This is a genomic window from Amycolatopsis sp. NPDC051371, from assembly GCF_040682155.1.
Classification (GTDB): Bacteria; Actinomycetota; Actinomycetes; order Mycobacteriales; family Pseudonocardiaceae; genus Amycolatopsis.
The window spans coordinates 379,917-392,951 of record NZ_JBFBAG010000001.1; the positions used below are offsets into that span (position 1 = coordinate 379,917).

General features: G+C 73.4%; 13 protein-coding genes. 12 read left to right on the forward strand and 1 reads right to left on the reverse strand.

The features are described 5' to 3' along the window. The first annotated feature begins 4 nt into the window (after window positions 1-4). From AB0M59_RS01490 to AB0M59_RS01540, 11 genes are all read left to right on the forward strand, one after another. Window positions 5-928, forward strand: coding sequence for a kinase (locus AB0M59_RS01490; RefSeq protein ID WP_364606722.1), 924 nt, complete (start codon window positions 5-7; stop codon window positions 926-928). A 5-nt stretch (window positions 929-933) separates the two neighbouring features. Next, the gene (locus AB0M59_RS01495) at window positions 934-1,956 is read left to right on the forward strand and encodes a pyridoxal-phosphate dependent enzyme (protein ID WP_364606725.1); all 1,023 of its coding nucleotides are present in this window, start codon (window positions 934-936) and stop codon (window positions 1,954-1,956) included. Next, window positions 1,953-3,152 carry an ATP-grasp domain-containing protein gene (locus AB0M59_RS01500; protein WP_364606728.1) on the forward strand — a complete coding sequence of 400 codons (1,200 nt, stop codon included), beginning with the start codon at window positions 1,953-1,955 and terminating at the stop codon, window positions 3,150-3,152. Before AB0M59_RS01495 ends, AB0M59_RS01500 begins: the two co-directional genes overlap by 4 nt. 255 nt (window positions 3,153-3,407) lie before the next feature. Then, window positions 3,408-4,898 (forward strand): argininosuccinate lyase, encoded by a 1,491-nt coding sequence (locus AB0M59_RS01505; RefSeq protein WP_364606731.1) that lies wholly within the window; start codon window positions 3,408-3,410, stop codon window positions 4,896-4,898. After that, window positions 4,895-5,080, forward strand: coding sequence for an MbtH family NRPS accessory protein (locus AB0M59_RS01510; RefSeq protein WP_364522041.1), 186 nt, complete (start codon window positions 4,895-4,897; stop codon window positions 5,078-5,080). The genes AB0M59_RS01505 and AB0M59_RS01510 overlap by 4 nt, the downstream gene beginning before the upstream one ends. A 16-nt stretch (window positions 5,081-5,096) precedes the next feature. Next, on the forward strand, window positions 5,097-6,212 hold the full coding sequence (locus AB0M59_RS01515; protein ID WP_364606734.1) for a GntG family PLP-dependent aldolase: 1,116 nt from the start codon (window positions 5,097-5,099) through the stop codon (window positions 6,210-6,212). 93 nt (window positions 6,213-6,305) lie between these two features. Beyond that, entirely contained in the window at window positions 6,306-6,872 is a 567-nt protein-coding gene (locus AB0M59_RS01520; RefSeq protein WP_364606737.1) for a hypothetical protein, read from the forward strand. Window positions 6,873-6,882: 10 nt separating this feature from the next. Further along, complete coding sequence (locus AB0M59_RS01525) at window positions 6,883-7,425, forward strand: DM13 domain-containing protein (protein WP_364606740.1); 543 nt, start codon at window positions 6,883-6,885, stop codon at window positions 7,423-7,425. Window positions 7,426-7,510: 85 nt separating this feature from the next. Beyond that, window positions 7,511-8,530, forward strand: coding sequence for an ADP-ribosylglycohydrolase family protein (locus AB0M59_RS01530; protein WP_364606743.1), 1,020 nt, complete (start codon window positions 7,511-7,513; stop codon window positions 8,528-8,530). Beyond that, a complete protein-coding gene (locus AB0M59_RS01535; RefSeq protein WP_364606746.1) occupies window positions 8,514-9,977 on the forward strand; it encodes a cytosine permease in 1,464 nt (487 codons plus the stop codon). The genes AB0M59_RS01530 and AB0M59_RS01535 overlap by 17 nt, the downstream gene beginning before the upstream one ends. Next, on the forward strand, window positions 9,974-10,882 hold the full coding sequence (locus AB0M59_RS01540) for a PfkB family carbohydrate kinase (protein ID WP_364606749.1): 909 nt from the start codon (window positions 9,974-9,976) through the stop codon (window positions 10,880-10,882). Before AB0M59_RS01535 ends, AB0M59_RS01540 begins: the two co-directional genes overlap by 4 nt. Here AB0M59_RS01540 and AB0M59_RS01545 read toward each other — a convergent pair. Further along, a complete protein-coding gene (locus tag AB0M59_RS01545) occupies window positions 10,879-11,781 on the reverse strand; it encodes a LysR family transcriptional regulator (RefSeq protein ID WP_364606752.1) in 903 nt (300 codons plus the stop codon). The genes AB0M59_RS01540 and AB0M59_RS01545 overlap by 4 nt on opposite strands. 88 nt (window positions 11,782-11,869) lie before the next feature. On the opposite strand from AB0M59_RS01545, the gene AB0M59_RS01550 reads away from it, so the two are divergent. After that, window positions 11,870-12,940 carry a tartrate dehydrogenase gene (locus tag AB0M59_RS01550; protein WP_364606755.1) on the forward strand — a complete coding sequence of 357 codons (1,071 nt, stop codon included), beginning with the start codon at window positions 11,870-11,872 and terminating at the stop codon, window positions 12,938-12,940. The last annotated feature ends 95 nt before the right edge of the window (window positions 12,941-13,035 follow it).

Genomic DNA, 13,035 nt, shown 5'->3' on the forward strand with positions numbered 1-13,035 from the left:
CGCCATGACCGAAGACCTCGCGGTCGCCGCACCGGCCCCCGCCACCGTCACCGACCCACGCGCGGGAAGCTTCCGCGTCGACGCCCACCACGGCGAGATCCTGCAAGGGGTGTTCGTCGCCGCCGGCCGGCTCCGCCGCGGGCTCGTCACCCTGCCGTGCCCGCTCTACAGCACCCGCGCCACGTTCCTGCCCACCGAAGACACCGGCACGACGGTGCGTCCCGCTTGGCGCACCAAAGCGCGTCGCGCCGCCGACCTGACGCTGGCACGGCTCGGCCGCCCGATCCCGGGCGGCCTGCTCGACATCACCAGCGACATCCCGCTGTGCCGCGGGTTCGGCTCCTCGACGGCGGACGTGACGTCGGCGATCGGCGCGGTCCTCGCCGCGACCGGCCGCCGGCTCTCCCCGGCTGAGGTGGGCTCGCTGGCCGTCGAAGCCGAGACCGCGTCCGACTCCCTGATGTACGGCGGCCGGGCGGTCGTCTTCGCCCACCGCGAAGGCGAGCCCATCGAGGACCTCGGCGAACTGATGCCGTTGGCGGTACTGGGGTTCGGCACCAGCCCCGGCGGCCGCGGAGTCGACACCCTCGAACTCCCGCCCGCGCGCTACACGTCGTGGGAGATCGAGGCGTTCCGCCCGTTGCGCGGCCTGCTGCGGCGCGCCGTGCGCGACGGTGACGCGAGCCTGCTCGGCCGCGTCGCCACCGCCAGCACCCTGCTCAACCAACGGCACCTGCCCATCCCCGGCCTGGACGACATCCTCGCCGTCGCCCGCGCCTCGGGGGCCGCCGGCGTGCAGGTCGCCCACAGCGGCGACGTCGCCGGCCTGCTCTTCGACGCGACCGACCCCGAAACCCCGGCGCGGCGGGAGTTCGCCGCGACCCGGCTCGACGTGACCGAGACCTGGCAGTTCGAAACCGAGAGGTGAGTCCGATGACCCTTGCCGCACCCGTCAGCCGGTCCGTTGTGGAAGCGACCGAGCTGCCCCGGATCATCCGCATCCGGCCCAACTTCCACGTCGCCGCCTTTGGCCTGATGAAGCTGCTGCCCGCCCGGTTCATGCTCGACCGCGCCGAGGAGCGCGGCGAAGTCGGCCCGGGCACGACCGTGCTCGAGACGTCGTCGGGCACGTTCGGCCTCGGTCTAGCCATGGTCTGCCGGCTGCGCGGCTACCCGCTCACGATCGTCGGCGACACGGCGATCGACGCGCCGTTGAAGCGCCGTCTCGAGCACCTCGGCGCCCGCGTCGAAATCTGCCCGGAGCCGAGCGCGGTCGGCGGCTTCCAGCGCGCGCGGCTCGACCGGCTGGAGGAGCTGCGCGCGGAGTACCCGAACCACTGGGTACCGGGCCAGTACAGCAATCCCGACAACCCGCGGTCGTACGCGCTCGTGGCCGAGCAGCTCGCCGAGACGATCGGTGTGCCCGACTGCCTGGTCGGCGCGGTGGGTTCCGGCGGTTCGACGTCCGGTACGAGCTCGTTCCTGCGGATGCTCGTCCCGGACCTGACGCTCATCGGCGTCGACACCCAGCGCAGCGCCATCTTCGGCCAGGCCGACGGCCCGCGCGTGCTGCGCGGGCTCGGCAACAGCCTGGTGCCGCCCAACGTCGAGCACGCCAGCTACGACCAGGTGCACTGGATCGGCGCGGCGGAGGCGTTCGCCGCGACGCGTGAGCTGTACGCGCGGCACTGCCTGTTCATGGGCCCGACCAGCGGCGCGTCGTTCAAGGTCGCCGACTGGTTCTCGCACCGGAACCCGGACGCGACGGTCGTCGCGCTGCTGCCGGACGAGGGCTACCGCTACCAGGACACGGTGTACTCGGACGAGTGGCTGCGCGCGCAGGGGCTGGCGCACCCGGGGGCGGCCGAGCCGTACGAGGTCGTCGCGCCCGCCGAGCCGGGTGGCTCGTGGACGTGGCTGAACTGGGGCCGGCGGTCGCTGGCGGACGCGTCGTGACGCGCACGCTGCTGCTCGTCGAGAGCAACACCACCGGCACCGGGCGGCTGTTCGCGCGGCAGGCCCGTTCCCTCGGGTACGAGCCGGTGTTGGCCGCGGCCGACCCTTCGCGCTACCCGTACGCGGCCGAGGACGGCGTGCGCGTCGTCGTGTGCGACACGTCGGACGCGTGCGCGGTGCTGGCTTCGGAGGTCGGCGAACCCGCCGGGGTGACCAGCAGTTCGGAGTACTTCATCCCGGTCGCGGCCCGGATCGCGGCGAAACTGGATCTGCCCGGCCCGAACCCGGACGCCGTGACCGAGTGCCGCAACAAGGCGCACCAGCGGGCGGTGCTCGGGGCACCGTGCACGGTGGCGACGTCGGTGGCCGAGGCGGTCGCGGCGGCGGTCGAGTTCCCGGTGGTGCTCAAGCCGGCCGAGGGGTCGGGGAGCGTCGGGGTCCTGCGCTGCGAGACGCCCGACGCGGTGGCCGCCCAGGCGGCGGCGCTGCTTTCGGTGACACACAACGAACGCGGGCTGCCGGTACCGGCGCAGGTGCTGGTGGAGCCGTACGCGAGCGGGCCGGAGTACTCGGTGGAGTTGTTCGGCGACGTCGTCGTCGCGGTGGTGCGCAAGCACCTCGGCCCGGCACCGTTCTTCGTCGAGGTCGGCCACGACGTCCCGGCCGCGCTGCCCCCGGCGGACGAGACGGCGTTGATCGACACGGCCCGGGCGGCGGTGACCGCGCTCGGGCTGGGCTTCGGCGCGGCCCACGTCGAGATCCGCCTGACTCCGTCGGGGCCGTGGCTGATGGAGGTCAACCCGCGCCCGGCGGGCGGCATGATCCCGGAGCTGGTCCGCGCGGCGACGGGCGTCGACCTGGTGGCGGCCCAGGTTTCCGCGGTGCTGGGCCTGCCGCCCGACCTGCGGGCTTCCCGGCGGGCGTGCGCGTCGCTGCGCTTCCTCACCGCCACGTCCACCTCGGTGATCGCGGCCGGGGACGCGGTGGCGAGGGCGTCGACGGTGCCGGGTGTGGTCGATGCCAGGCTGTACCGCGCGGACGGCACGGTGGTCCGCCCGGCCCGCGACTACCGCGACCGCGCGGGGCACGTCCTCGCGGTGGCCGACCGGCCCCGCGGCGGCCGCGCGGCGGCGGCCGCCGGACTGGACCGCTTGCGGGCGGCCCTGGTTCCCGCGCCGAAGGGAGAGTCCCGATGACCGGCCCCGACGTCTTGAATGAGTCATTCAGGTCACCGGAGGTCCTGAATGACTCATTCAAGACCATTGGGCCGCGGGGGAGAACCCGATGACCCTGCGGTTCCTGATCAACGCCGTAGCGCAGACCGCTGCCGCCGCCCGCCCCGCTCACGTCGCGAATGACTCATTCGGGACGCCGGAAGCCGCGAATGAGGCATTCGCGACCTCCGGGCGAGCCACCGCACCCCACCCGGACACCCCGGAAGGAGCACCTCGATGACCATCGCCCCAGGCGGAACCGGCCGGCTCGCCAGCCCCATCTCCGCCGCGGCCAGGGAGATCCTCTTCGACCGCGACACCGCCCCCGCACCCGATCCGGTCGCCGCCGAACTCGGGCTCATCAGCCAGGTCGACCGCGCCCACGTCGTCATGCTCGCCGAACGCGGCATCGTCGACCGGGCCCGTGCCAGCGAACTCCTCCGAGGCATCGAAAGCCTGCGGAGACAAGGCTTCGCGCCGCTGCACGACGTCCCCGCACCGCGCGGCCGGTACCTCGCCTACGAGTCCCACCTCATCGACACCCTCGGCGCCGAGGTCGGCGGGATCCTCCACAGTGGACGCTCACGCAACGACCTCAACGCCACCGTCGTCCGGCTGCGGCTGCGCGAACCGCACGAACGCCTGCTCGCCGAGTCCGACGCCCTCGGCCGCGCGCTGCTCGAGCGGGCCCGGCGCTGGGCCGGCGTCACCATGCCCGCCTACACCCACCACCAGCCCGCCGTCCCGATCACCTACGGCCACTACTTCGCCGGCGTGGCGAGCGCGCTCGTCCGCGACGTCGAAAGCCTCTGGCAGGCCGGTGCGGAGATCGACCAGAACCCCCTCGGCGCGGGCGCGGTCGGCGGCACGTCGCTGCCGGTCGACCAGCACCGCACCACCGCGTTGCTCGGCTTCGCCACGCCGATCCCGAACTCGCTGCACGCCGTCGCGTCGCGGGACCTGGTGCTGCGCCATCTTTCCGCGGCCACCGTCCTCGGCGTCCTGCTCTGCCGCGTCTCCCACGACTTCCAGGCGTGGACCAGCGCCGAGGCCGGGCTGCTGCGGCTGGCCGACGACGTCGTCGGGTCCAGCTCGATGATGCCGCAGAAGCGCAACCCGTTCCTGCTCGAACACGTCCAGGGCCGGGCGCTGGCCCCGCTCGGCGCGTTCACCGCGTCGGCGAGTGCGATGGCCACCGCGCGGTTCACCAACGCCATCGCCGTCGGCACCGAAGCCGTCGCCCCGGCGTGGTCGGCGCTCGAAGCCGCGACCGACGCCGTCGTCCTGCTGCGGCTCGTCGTCGAAGGCGCCGAGCCGGTGCCGGAGCGGATGTACGAACGCGCCGTCGACGGCCAGACCGCGGCCACCCACCTCGCCGAACGGCTCGTCGACGCCGGCGTCCCGTTCCGCCAGGCCCACCACGAAGTCGGCGCCATCGCCAAGGAGGCGCTCGACGCCGGGGTAAAGCTGCACGAAGTCGCCCGGGTCCGGCTGGCCGGACAACCGGCGCACGTCCTCGCCGCACTCGACCCGGCCGAGGTCGCCCAGCACGCGGCCTACGGCGGCGGTCCCGCGCGGGAGTCCGTGCTGGCCGCCGTCACCGAAGCCGAGACGGCGTTCGCCCGGATCCGCACCGCCGCCGAGGAACGCCGCTGGCGCTGGAGCCAGGCCGAGGTCGGCCTCGACGACGCCGTCCGATCCCTCATCGACCCCCGGAGCACCCCGTGACGTTCACCGTCGTCCGCAACGACGAAGACCAGTACTCGATCTGGCCCGCCGGCCGCGACCTGCCGCCGGGCTGGCTGAGCGCCGGGGTCACCGGCAGCCGCGAGGAGTGCCTCGCGCACATCGACACCGTCTGGACCGACATGCGCCCGCGGAGCCTCCGCGAGCGCATGGCCACCCGCTGATCCCGAGGAGCTTGCAGTGACCACCTTCGCCGACGACCTCGCCACCGTCCGCCCGGACGCCGTGCCCGCGCAGGGCACGCATGTCGAACTCCGCAGCGACACCTTCACCCTCCCCACCCCGACGATGCTGGAGGCCGCCGCGCGCGCCCCGCTCGGCGACGATGTCTACGGCGAGGACCCGACCGTGGACCGCCTGGAGCAGCTCGCCGCCGAGCTGCTCGGCAAGCAGGCCGGCTGCCTGATGCCGAGCGGCACCATGGCGAACCTGACCGCGCTGCTGGCGCACTGCCCGCGCGGCGGCAAGGCGATCGTCGGGCACGAGTCCGATGTGTACGTCTACGAAGCGGGCGGCGCGTCGCTGTGCGGCGGCATCGTCTACGACCCGCTGCCGAACCTGCCCGACGGCACGATCGACCCGGCGGCGATCGCCGAGGCGTGCGCGGTCGACCGCAGCGACCCGCAGATCGCGCCGCCGGCGGTGCTGAGCCTGGAGACGCCGCAAAACCGCTGCGGCGGGCTGCCCCTGCAGCTGGACTACCTCAGCGAGGTGTCCCGGCTGATCCGCTCGCACGGCGTCGCCCTGCACCTCGACGGCGCCCGCCTGTTCAACGCGGCGGTGGCGCTCGGCGTCAGCGCGGCGGAGGTCGCCAAGCACGCCGACACGGTGCAGATCTGCCTGTCGAAGGGGTTGTGCGCGCCGATCGGCTCGGTGCTGGTGGGCGACCGCGTGACGATCGCGGCGGCGCGGCGGATGCGCAAGATGCTCGGTGGCGGCATGCGCCAGGCGGGGATGATCGCGGCGTGCGGCATCGTGGCGCTGACGGACATGACCGAGCGGCTGGCCGACGACCACGCCCGCGCGGCGCGCCTGGCCCGTGGTCTGTCGCGCATCCCGGGCGTCCGGCTGGACCCGGGGCCGCCGCTGACGAACATGGTGTTCTTCAAGGTCCGCGACGACCGCTACACGACCCGGACGCTGATCGAGGCCGCCCGCCGTCGCGGGATCCGGGTGGAGGAGCTGGGCACCGACCGCATCCGCGCGGTGACCCACGCGGGCGTCGACGACGACGCGGTGGACCGTGCGGTGTCGGTGTTCGGCGACCTCCTGGGCCACGACGCCCTGGTGCGGTGAGCCGCCGGGCCGGGGCGGGTGCGCCCCGGCCCGTAAGAGTTTCCTAATCCGCCGGCCGGTCTGTCCGGCGGCAGCCCCGGCTAGGGTCGCCGGATGTCGCTGCGTGGGTTCCTCGTCGCCGTCCCTGGGCTCCTGCTCGCGGGGTTCGGCGCGGTACACCCCGCGCAGCTCGACGCGGCCACCGCACCCTGGTGGACCACGCTGCACATCATCCTGCTGCCGGTCTTCCCGTTGCTGGCCGTGGCGCAGTGGTACCTGCTGACCTCGGCACCGCGGTGGCTCCGCTGGCCCGGCTGGGTGGCGGCGTTCGGGTACGCGGCCTTCTACGGCGGGCTCGACGCCGTCGCGGGGATCGCCGGCGGCACGGTGGTCCACGCCCAGCACGGCGCCACCCCGGTCGTCGGCGCGGTGTTCACGGCCGGCGATCTGGTGGGGTCCATCGGCGCGGGCTGCTTTCTCGTGGCCAGTGTCCTGATCGTCGTGGCGGCGATCCTGCGCGCGGGGTGGTGGGCCGTGCCGGGTGGGGCGGTGCTCCTGCTCGCCGGCGTGTCCTTTCTGGACAGTCACATCTTCTGGCCACGTGGCGTGTTCACGATGCTGGGTGTCGCCGTCGGGATGTCCTGGGTGTACCTGGCCGGCGAACGAAGCGCGCAGCGATGAGGAGAACGAGATGAACCGCACCCGGCGGCGCGTGGTCACCGGCGTCCTGGCCACGGCTCTGGTCGCGGTCGCGGTCGCGGCCGGCCTGTACTGGTTCCAGCCGTGGCGGCTCTGGGTGGACGAGACGGTCGAGGAGTCCCTGCCGCTCGCCGCTCCCGTGTCCCAGCCGTCCGTGCCGGCGCCCCCGCCCGCCGCATCGGCCCCGCCCGCCGCGCCCGCTGAGGTCGCGACCGGGACGCTGATCAGCCACGAGCACCGGACCGCCGGCACCGTCCGGATCCTGCGCGCCACCGACGGGTCGCTCGTGCTGCGCCTGGAGAACCTGACGACCAGCAGCGGCCCGGACGTGCACGTCTGGCTCACCGACGCCCCGGTGAAGCCGGGCAAGGACGGCTGGGCCCTGTTCGACGACGGCCGGTACCTCGACGCGGGCAAGCTCAAGGGCAACAAGGGGAACCAGAACTACCCGCTGCCGGCGGGCACCGACCTCGCCGGCTACACCAGCGTGAGCCTCTGGTGCGACCGCTTCGACGTCTCCTTCGGCGCGGCCTAGCTGTCGGGTGAACGCGCCTGATCGCTGACCCGGCCCGATGACCAGGGCTTGACACGTCCTGCTCAGTAACTGTACATGTTTGTACATGTTCACCCGGCTGTCTCTCGTCCGAGAGCGAGCGCTCGGCGCCTTCTACGGTCTGGCGATCGGCGACGCGCTCGGCATGCCGACGCAGTCGATGTCGCGCGCCGCCATCGCGGCCGCGTACGGGCCGATCAGCGGTTTCGTCGATGCCGTCGCGGAGCAGCCGATCGCGCCCGGGATGCCGGCCGGGTCGATCACCGACGACACCGAACAGGCCGTGCTCGTCGCCCGGCTCGCCATCGACGGCGACGGCCGGATCGACGCGCACGACTTCGCGAAGGCCCTGCGGAAGTGGGAGGCGGACATGATCCGCCGCGGCTCGCTCGACCTGCTCGGCCCCTCGACCCGGCGCGCCCTCGACCGGCTCGACGCGGGCGCCGGCGCCGACGAGGCCGGCCGGGACGGCGCCACCAACGGCGCCGCCATGCGGATCACCCCCGTCGGCATCGCGACGCCGCTGGGCGAAGGCTTCCTCGACGCGGTCGTCGCGGCCAGCCGCGTCACCCACAACACCGGCTTGGGGATCGCCGCGGCCGCCGCGGTGGCCGCCGCCGTTTCGTCCGGTGTGGACGGTGCCGACCTCAAGACGTCGCTGGACGAAGCCGAGCGCGCGGCGGCCGAGGGCGCGCTGCGCGGGCACTGGGTCGCCGGCGGGGACATCGCGGCCCGCATCGCCTGGGCGCGCGGCTGGGTGCGGGGCCTGGGCCGCGCCGGCTTGGCCGACGCGCTCACCCGGGTGATCGGGACTTCGGTCGCCGCTCAAGAATCCGTGGTCGCCGCCTTCGCGCTCGCCGAAACGCTCGGGGACGACCCGGCGGCGGCCCTGACCCTCGCCGCCGAGATCGGCGGCGACACCGACACCGTGGCAGCCGTGTGCGGGGCGATCCTCGGCGCACACCACGGGATTTCCGGACTGCCCGCACACCTGGTAGACCAGGTGCGGGTGGTCAACCGGCTCGATCTGGCCGTCATCGTGGACGGCCTCCTGCGGCTGCGAGGTAATGATGGTCGATTCAGCTGACGTCTCCGGCAAGAGCGCCGTGACCACCCCGGAGCGGACCGGAGCACTGGAGACCCGCGGCATCGAACCCGTGCCCGCGGGGGAGCGCCACGGGCACCCGATGCAGCTGTTCTGGGTGTGGTTCGCCGCGAACATCAGCATCCTCGGGCTGCCGCTCGGCGCGACCCTGGTCGCGGTGCAGCACCTGGCGTTCTGGCAGGCGGCGATCGTCGCGGTGCTCGGCGCCGCCGGCTCGTTCGCGGTCGTCGGCGTGGTCTCGATCGCGGGCCGGCGCGGCGGCGCGCCCGGGCTGACGCTGTCGCGTGCGGTGTTCGGCGTCCGGGGCAACATCGGGCCGACCGTGGTGTCGCTGGTGTCCCGGCTCGGCTGGGAGACGGTGAACACGACGACCGCCGCGTTCGCGTTCCTCTCCCTCTGCGCGATCCTGTTCGGCGCGAACGCCGACGCGAAGGCGTCTCCGGTGCTGACGATCGCCGGCGTAGCCGTGTTCGTCCTGCTCACGGTGACGGTCTCCGGCCTCGGGCACGCGGTGCTGGTGGCGGTGCAGCGCTGGTCGACGTGGATCTTCGGCGCGCTCAACGTCGTCGTCGCGGTCAGCCTGATCACCCGGATCCATTGGGGCCAGGTGTTCGCCGCGTCGCCCGCGCCGGTCGGCGCGATGATCGCCGGCGTCGGCACCATCGCCGCCGGGACCGGGATCGGCTGGGCCAACGCGTCCGCCGACATGTCGCGCTACCAGTCGCCGACCGTCCGGGCCGGGTCGCTCGTCGCCTCGGCCGCCGCGGGCGCGGGGATCCCGCTGGTGCTGCTCATCTCGCTCGGCAGCCTGGTCTCGGCCGACGATCCCTCGCTCGCTTCGGCGGGTGACCCGGTCGCGGCCATCCGCGAGCTGCTGCCGAGCTGGATGGCGGTGCCGTACCTGATCGCCGCGTTCGGCGGGCTGCTGCTCTCGAACCACCTTTCCGTGTACTCCGCCGGCCTGACCACGCTGACCCTGGGCATCCGGCTCAAGCGGGTGTACGCCGTGGTCGTCGACATCGTCGTGACGTTCCTCGGCTCGCTGTACTTCATGCTGGTGGCCGACGGGTTCTACGGCCCGTTCATCGCGTTCATCAGCCTGCTGGCGGTGCCGATCACGGCGTGGGTCGGCGTGTTCGTCGTCGACATGGTGCGCCGGCGGGACTACGACCCGGTGGCGCTGATGGACGTGCACCGCACGAGTGCGTACTGGTACCGCGCGGGCTGCGAACCGCGCGCCCTGCTCGCCTGGGCCGCGGCCATCGTCGCGGGCTACCTGTTCACCACGGCCGGCACCGGGGACGACGCCTGGTTCACCGGACCCCTGTCCGGCACGTGGCTCGGCACCAACGGGCTCGGCTGGGTCGTCACGTTCGCCGTGGCCGCCGGGTTGTACGCCGCGCTCGGTGGTGCGAGGATCCGTCGATGACCGGCCGGCTCGTCCACACCGGACAGGCCGTCGTCGACCTCGTGATGCGGGTCGAGGCGCTGCCGCCCCCGGGCGGTGACGTGCTCGCCTCGGATGTCCGCTTCACCGCGGGCGGCGGGTTCAACGTGATGGCCGCCGCGGCCCGCGCCGGAGCGGAGGTCGTCTACGCGGGGGAGCACGGCACCGGGCGCTTCGGCGACCTGGTCCGCGAAGCCCTGGCGGCCGAAGGTATCGAGCTCGTCCAGACCCCGGTCGCATCGGACACCGGGGTGTGCGTCGTCCTGGTCGACGCGGCCGGCGAACGGACGTTCATCACCGAGACCGGCGCCGAAGGCACCCTCACGGCCGAGCACCTGCACCGCGTGCGGCCGCGGGCCGGGGACCTGGTGTACGTCACCGGGTACAGCCTCCTCCGGGAGTCGAACCGCGACGCGCTGCTCGAGTGGCTGCCGTCGATGGGGGAGCACCGGGTGCTGCTGGACCCCGGGCCCCTCGCGGCGGACGTCGGCCCCGACGTCTGGCGGGCATTGTTGCCGCATGTCGACATCCTTTCGTGCAACGCCGCGGAGGCCGCCGCGATGTCCACTGTGGACGGAGTCGAGGCGGTCGCGGTGCGGGTCACGCGCGTCGGCGCGGCGGGCTGCGATGTCGTGGAGAACGGGGTGACCGTGCGCGTCCCGGGTTTCCCCGTCGACCCCGTGGACACCAACGGCGCGGGGGACGCCCACGCCGGGGTGCTGGCGGCGGAACTGCTGCGCGATTCGCCGCTCCTGGTGGCGGCCGAACGCGCGAACGCCGCCGCGGCGATCGCGGTCGGACGGTACGGCCCGGCGACGAGCCCGTCCCGCGCGGAGGTCGACGAACTCCTGGCGAGCCAGGAGCAACTCGGTCACCGCGGGTACTAGGGGAAAGCGAGCCGCTCCGGCAGCCGCGCGGCCAGGTGGCCGATCAGCTCGCTGGTGCGCCGCGGCACGTGGACGTCGTCGGCCAGCAGGGCGTAGATGTCGGCGGGTGGCGTCGGCACCCCGGGGAGCACCCGCACCAGCGCGCCGCTGTCCAGGTGGGACCGGACCTGCCATTCCGAGCGCATGACGATCCCGCGGCCCCGCAGCGCCCAGTCCGTCACGATGTCGCCGTCGTTGCTCGACAGGCTGCCGCGCACCCGGACCTGACGAGGCTGGGCCGCACCGCCGAACCGCCACACGGCGAAGTCGCCTTCGTTCTCGCGCAGCACGATGCAGTCGTGGCCGGCCAGGTCCTCGATCCGCTCGGGCGTCCCGCAGCGGTCCAAATAGGACGGTGCCGCGCACGGCACCCGGCGGTTGCGCGCCAGCCGGCGCATCCGCAGCGTGGAGTCCGGCGGCGTGCCGACGTGCACGGCCAGGTCGAACTCGCGCCGGTGCGGCCGCAGCGGCAGCGCCGACGTGTGGAGCTGGACCCGCACGTGCGGGTGCAGCGCGGTGAACTCGCCGACGAGCGGTGCCACGTGCGCGCGGCCGAGCCCGAGGGTCGCCTGGACGACGATCGAGCCCCGCAGGTCGCCGGAGCGGTGGCTGACCAGGTCGTCGAGCTCCCGCACCTGGTCGAGGATCGCCTCGACGCGGGAGGCGTAGAGCTCGCCTTCCGACGTCAGCGCGAGCCGGCGCGCGCCGCGGTGCACCAGGCGGACGTCGAGGCGGCGTTCCAGCGCCTTCAGGCGTTTGCTCACCACCGGCAGTGAGACGCCCAGCTCGCGCGCGGCGGCCGTGAGCGTCTCGCTGACGGCGACCACGTGGAAGAAACCGAGGTCGTCGAGTCTTTCCATGGGGGAAAGGATAGGTTGCCGCCCGCGATCTTGCCGGTGCGCCGGGCCACCGCCCACAGTGGAGGGACCCCACTTCGAGGAGCGTCTCGTGAACTACCGCATCGCGGTCATCCCCGGCGACGGCATCGGGCGCGAGGTCGTCCCGGAAGGCCTGCGGTGCCTCCGCGCCGCGGCCGACGCGCACGGCTTCGCGCTCGAAACCGCCGAATTCGGTTTCGCCTCCGCCGAGTACTGGCTGGAGCACGGCGAGATGCTGCCGCCGGACTGGCAGGAGCAGCTCGCGGGCTTCGACGCGATCTTCTTCGGCGCGGTCGGCCGGCCGGACGTGGTGCCCGACCACGTGTCGCTGTGGGGCAGCCTGCTGAAGTTCCGCCGCGGGTTCGACCAGTACGTCAACCTGCGCCCGGTCCGGCTGCTGCGCGGCGTGCGGTCCCCGCTGCGCGACCACGGGCCGGGGGACATCGACTTCCTCGTCGTCCGGGAGAACACCGAGGGCGAGTACTCCAGCATCGGCGGCCGGATCTTCGAGGGCACCGAGCGGGAGACCGTGCTGCAGGAGACGGTGATGACCCGCACCGGCGTGGACCGCGTGCTGCGCTACGCCTTCGACCTCGCCGCCGCCCGGCCGCGCAAACATCTGACGTGGGCGACCAAGAGCAACGGCATCTCCATCTCGATGCCTTACTGGGACGAGCGTGCGGCCGCGATGGCCACCCGGTACCCGGAGGTCGTCGCGGACAAGGACCACATCGACATCCTCGCGGCCAAATTCGTGCTGAGCCCGCGGGCGTACGACGTCGTCGTGGCCGGCAACCTCTTCGGCGACATCCTCTCCGACCTCGGGCCCGCGTGCACCGGCACCATCGGGATCGCCCCGAGCGCCAACATCAACCCCGATCGCACCTGGCCGAGCCTGTTCGAGCCGGTCCACGGCTCGGCGCCCGACATCGCCGGGCGGGGGATCGCCAACCCCGTCGGCCAGATCTGGAGCGGCGCGCTGATGCTCGACCACCTCGGCGAACCGGAAGCCGCCGCGCGGGTCGTCGCCGCGATCGAGAGCGTACTCGCCGAGCAGCCGGCCGTGCTCACCCCCGACCTCGGCGGCGCGGGGACGACGGAAGGGCTCGGCACGGCGATCGCCACCCGGATCACGGCCTGACCGGCCGGCCTCGAGCGCCCCAATGTGGCCTTCGGTGCGTCTGACGCACCCAAGGCGGCCTTCGGTGCGTCAGACGCAACCAAGGCCACCTTGGG

What these genes read in the sequence shown, in the direction of transcription:
- AB0M59_RS01490 (WP_364606722.1), top strand. Translation starts at nt 5, where the DNA reads ATGACCGAAGACCTCGCGGTCGCCGCACCGGCCCCCGCCACCGTCACC.
- AB0M59_RS01495 (WP_364606725.1), top strand. Translation starts at nt 934, where the DNA reads ATGACCCTTGCCGCACCCGTCAGCCGGTCCGTTGTGGAAGCGACCGAG.
- AB0M59_RS01505 (WP_364606731.1), top strand. Translation starts at nt 3,408, where the DNA reads ATGACCATCGCCCCAGGCGGAACCGGCCGGCTCGCCAGCCCCATCTCC.
- AB0M59_RS01520 (WP_364606737.1), top strand. Translation starts at nt 6,306, where the DNA reads ATGTCGCTGCGTGGGTTCCTCGTCGCCGTCCCTGGGCTCCTGCTCGCG.
- AB0M59_RS01525 (WP_364606740.1), top strand. Translation starts at nt 6,883, where the DNA reads ATGAACCGCACCCGGCGGCGCGTGGTCACCGGCGTCCTGGCCACGGCT.
- AB0M59_RS01530 (WP_364606743.1), top strand. Translation starts at nt 7,511, where the DNA reads ATGTTCACCCGGCTGTCTCTCGTCCGAGAGCGAGCGCTCGGCGCCTTC.
- AB0M59_RS01535 (WP_364606746.1), top strand. Translation starts at nt 8,514, where the DNA reads ATGGTCGATTCAGCTGACGTCTCCGGCAAGAGCGCCGTGACCACCCCG.
- AB0M59_RS01540 (WP_364606749.1), top strand. Translation starts at nt 9,974, where the DNA reads ATGACCGGCCGGCTCGTCCACACCGGACAGGCCGTCGTCGACCTCGTG.
- AB0M59_RS01545 (WP_364606752.1), bottom strand. Translation starts at nt 11,781, where the DNA reads ATGGAAAGACTCGACGACCTCGGTTTCTTCCACGTGGTCGCCGTCAGC.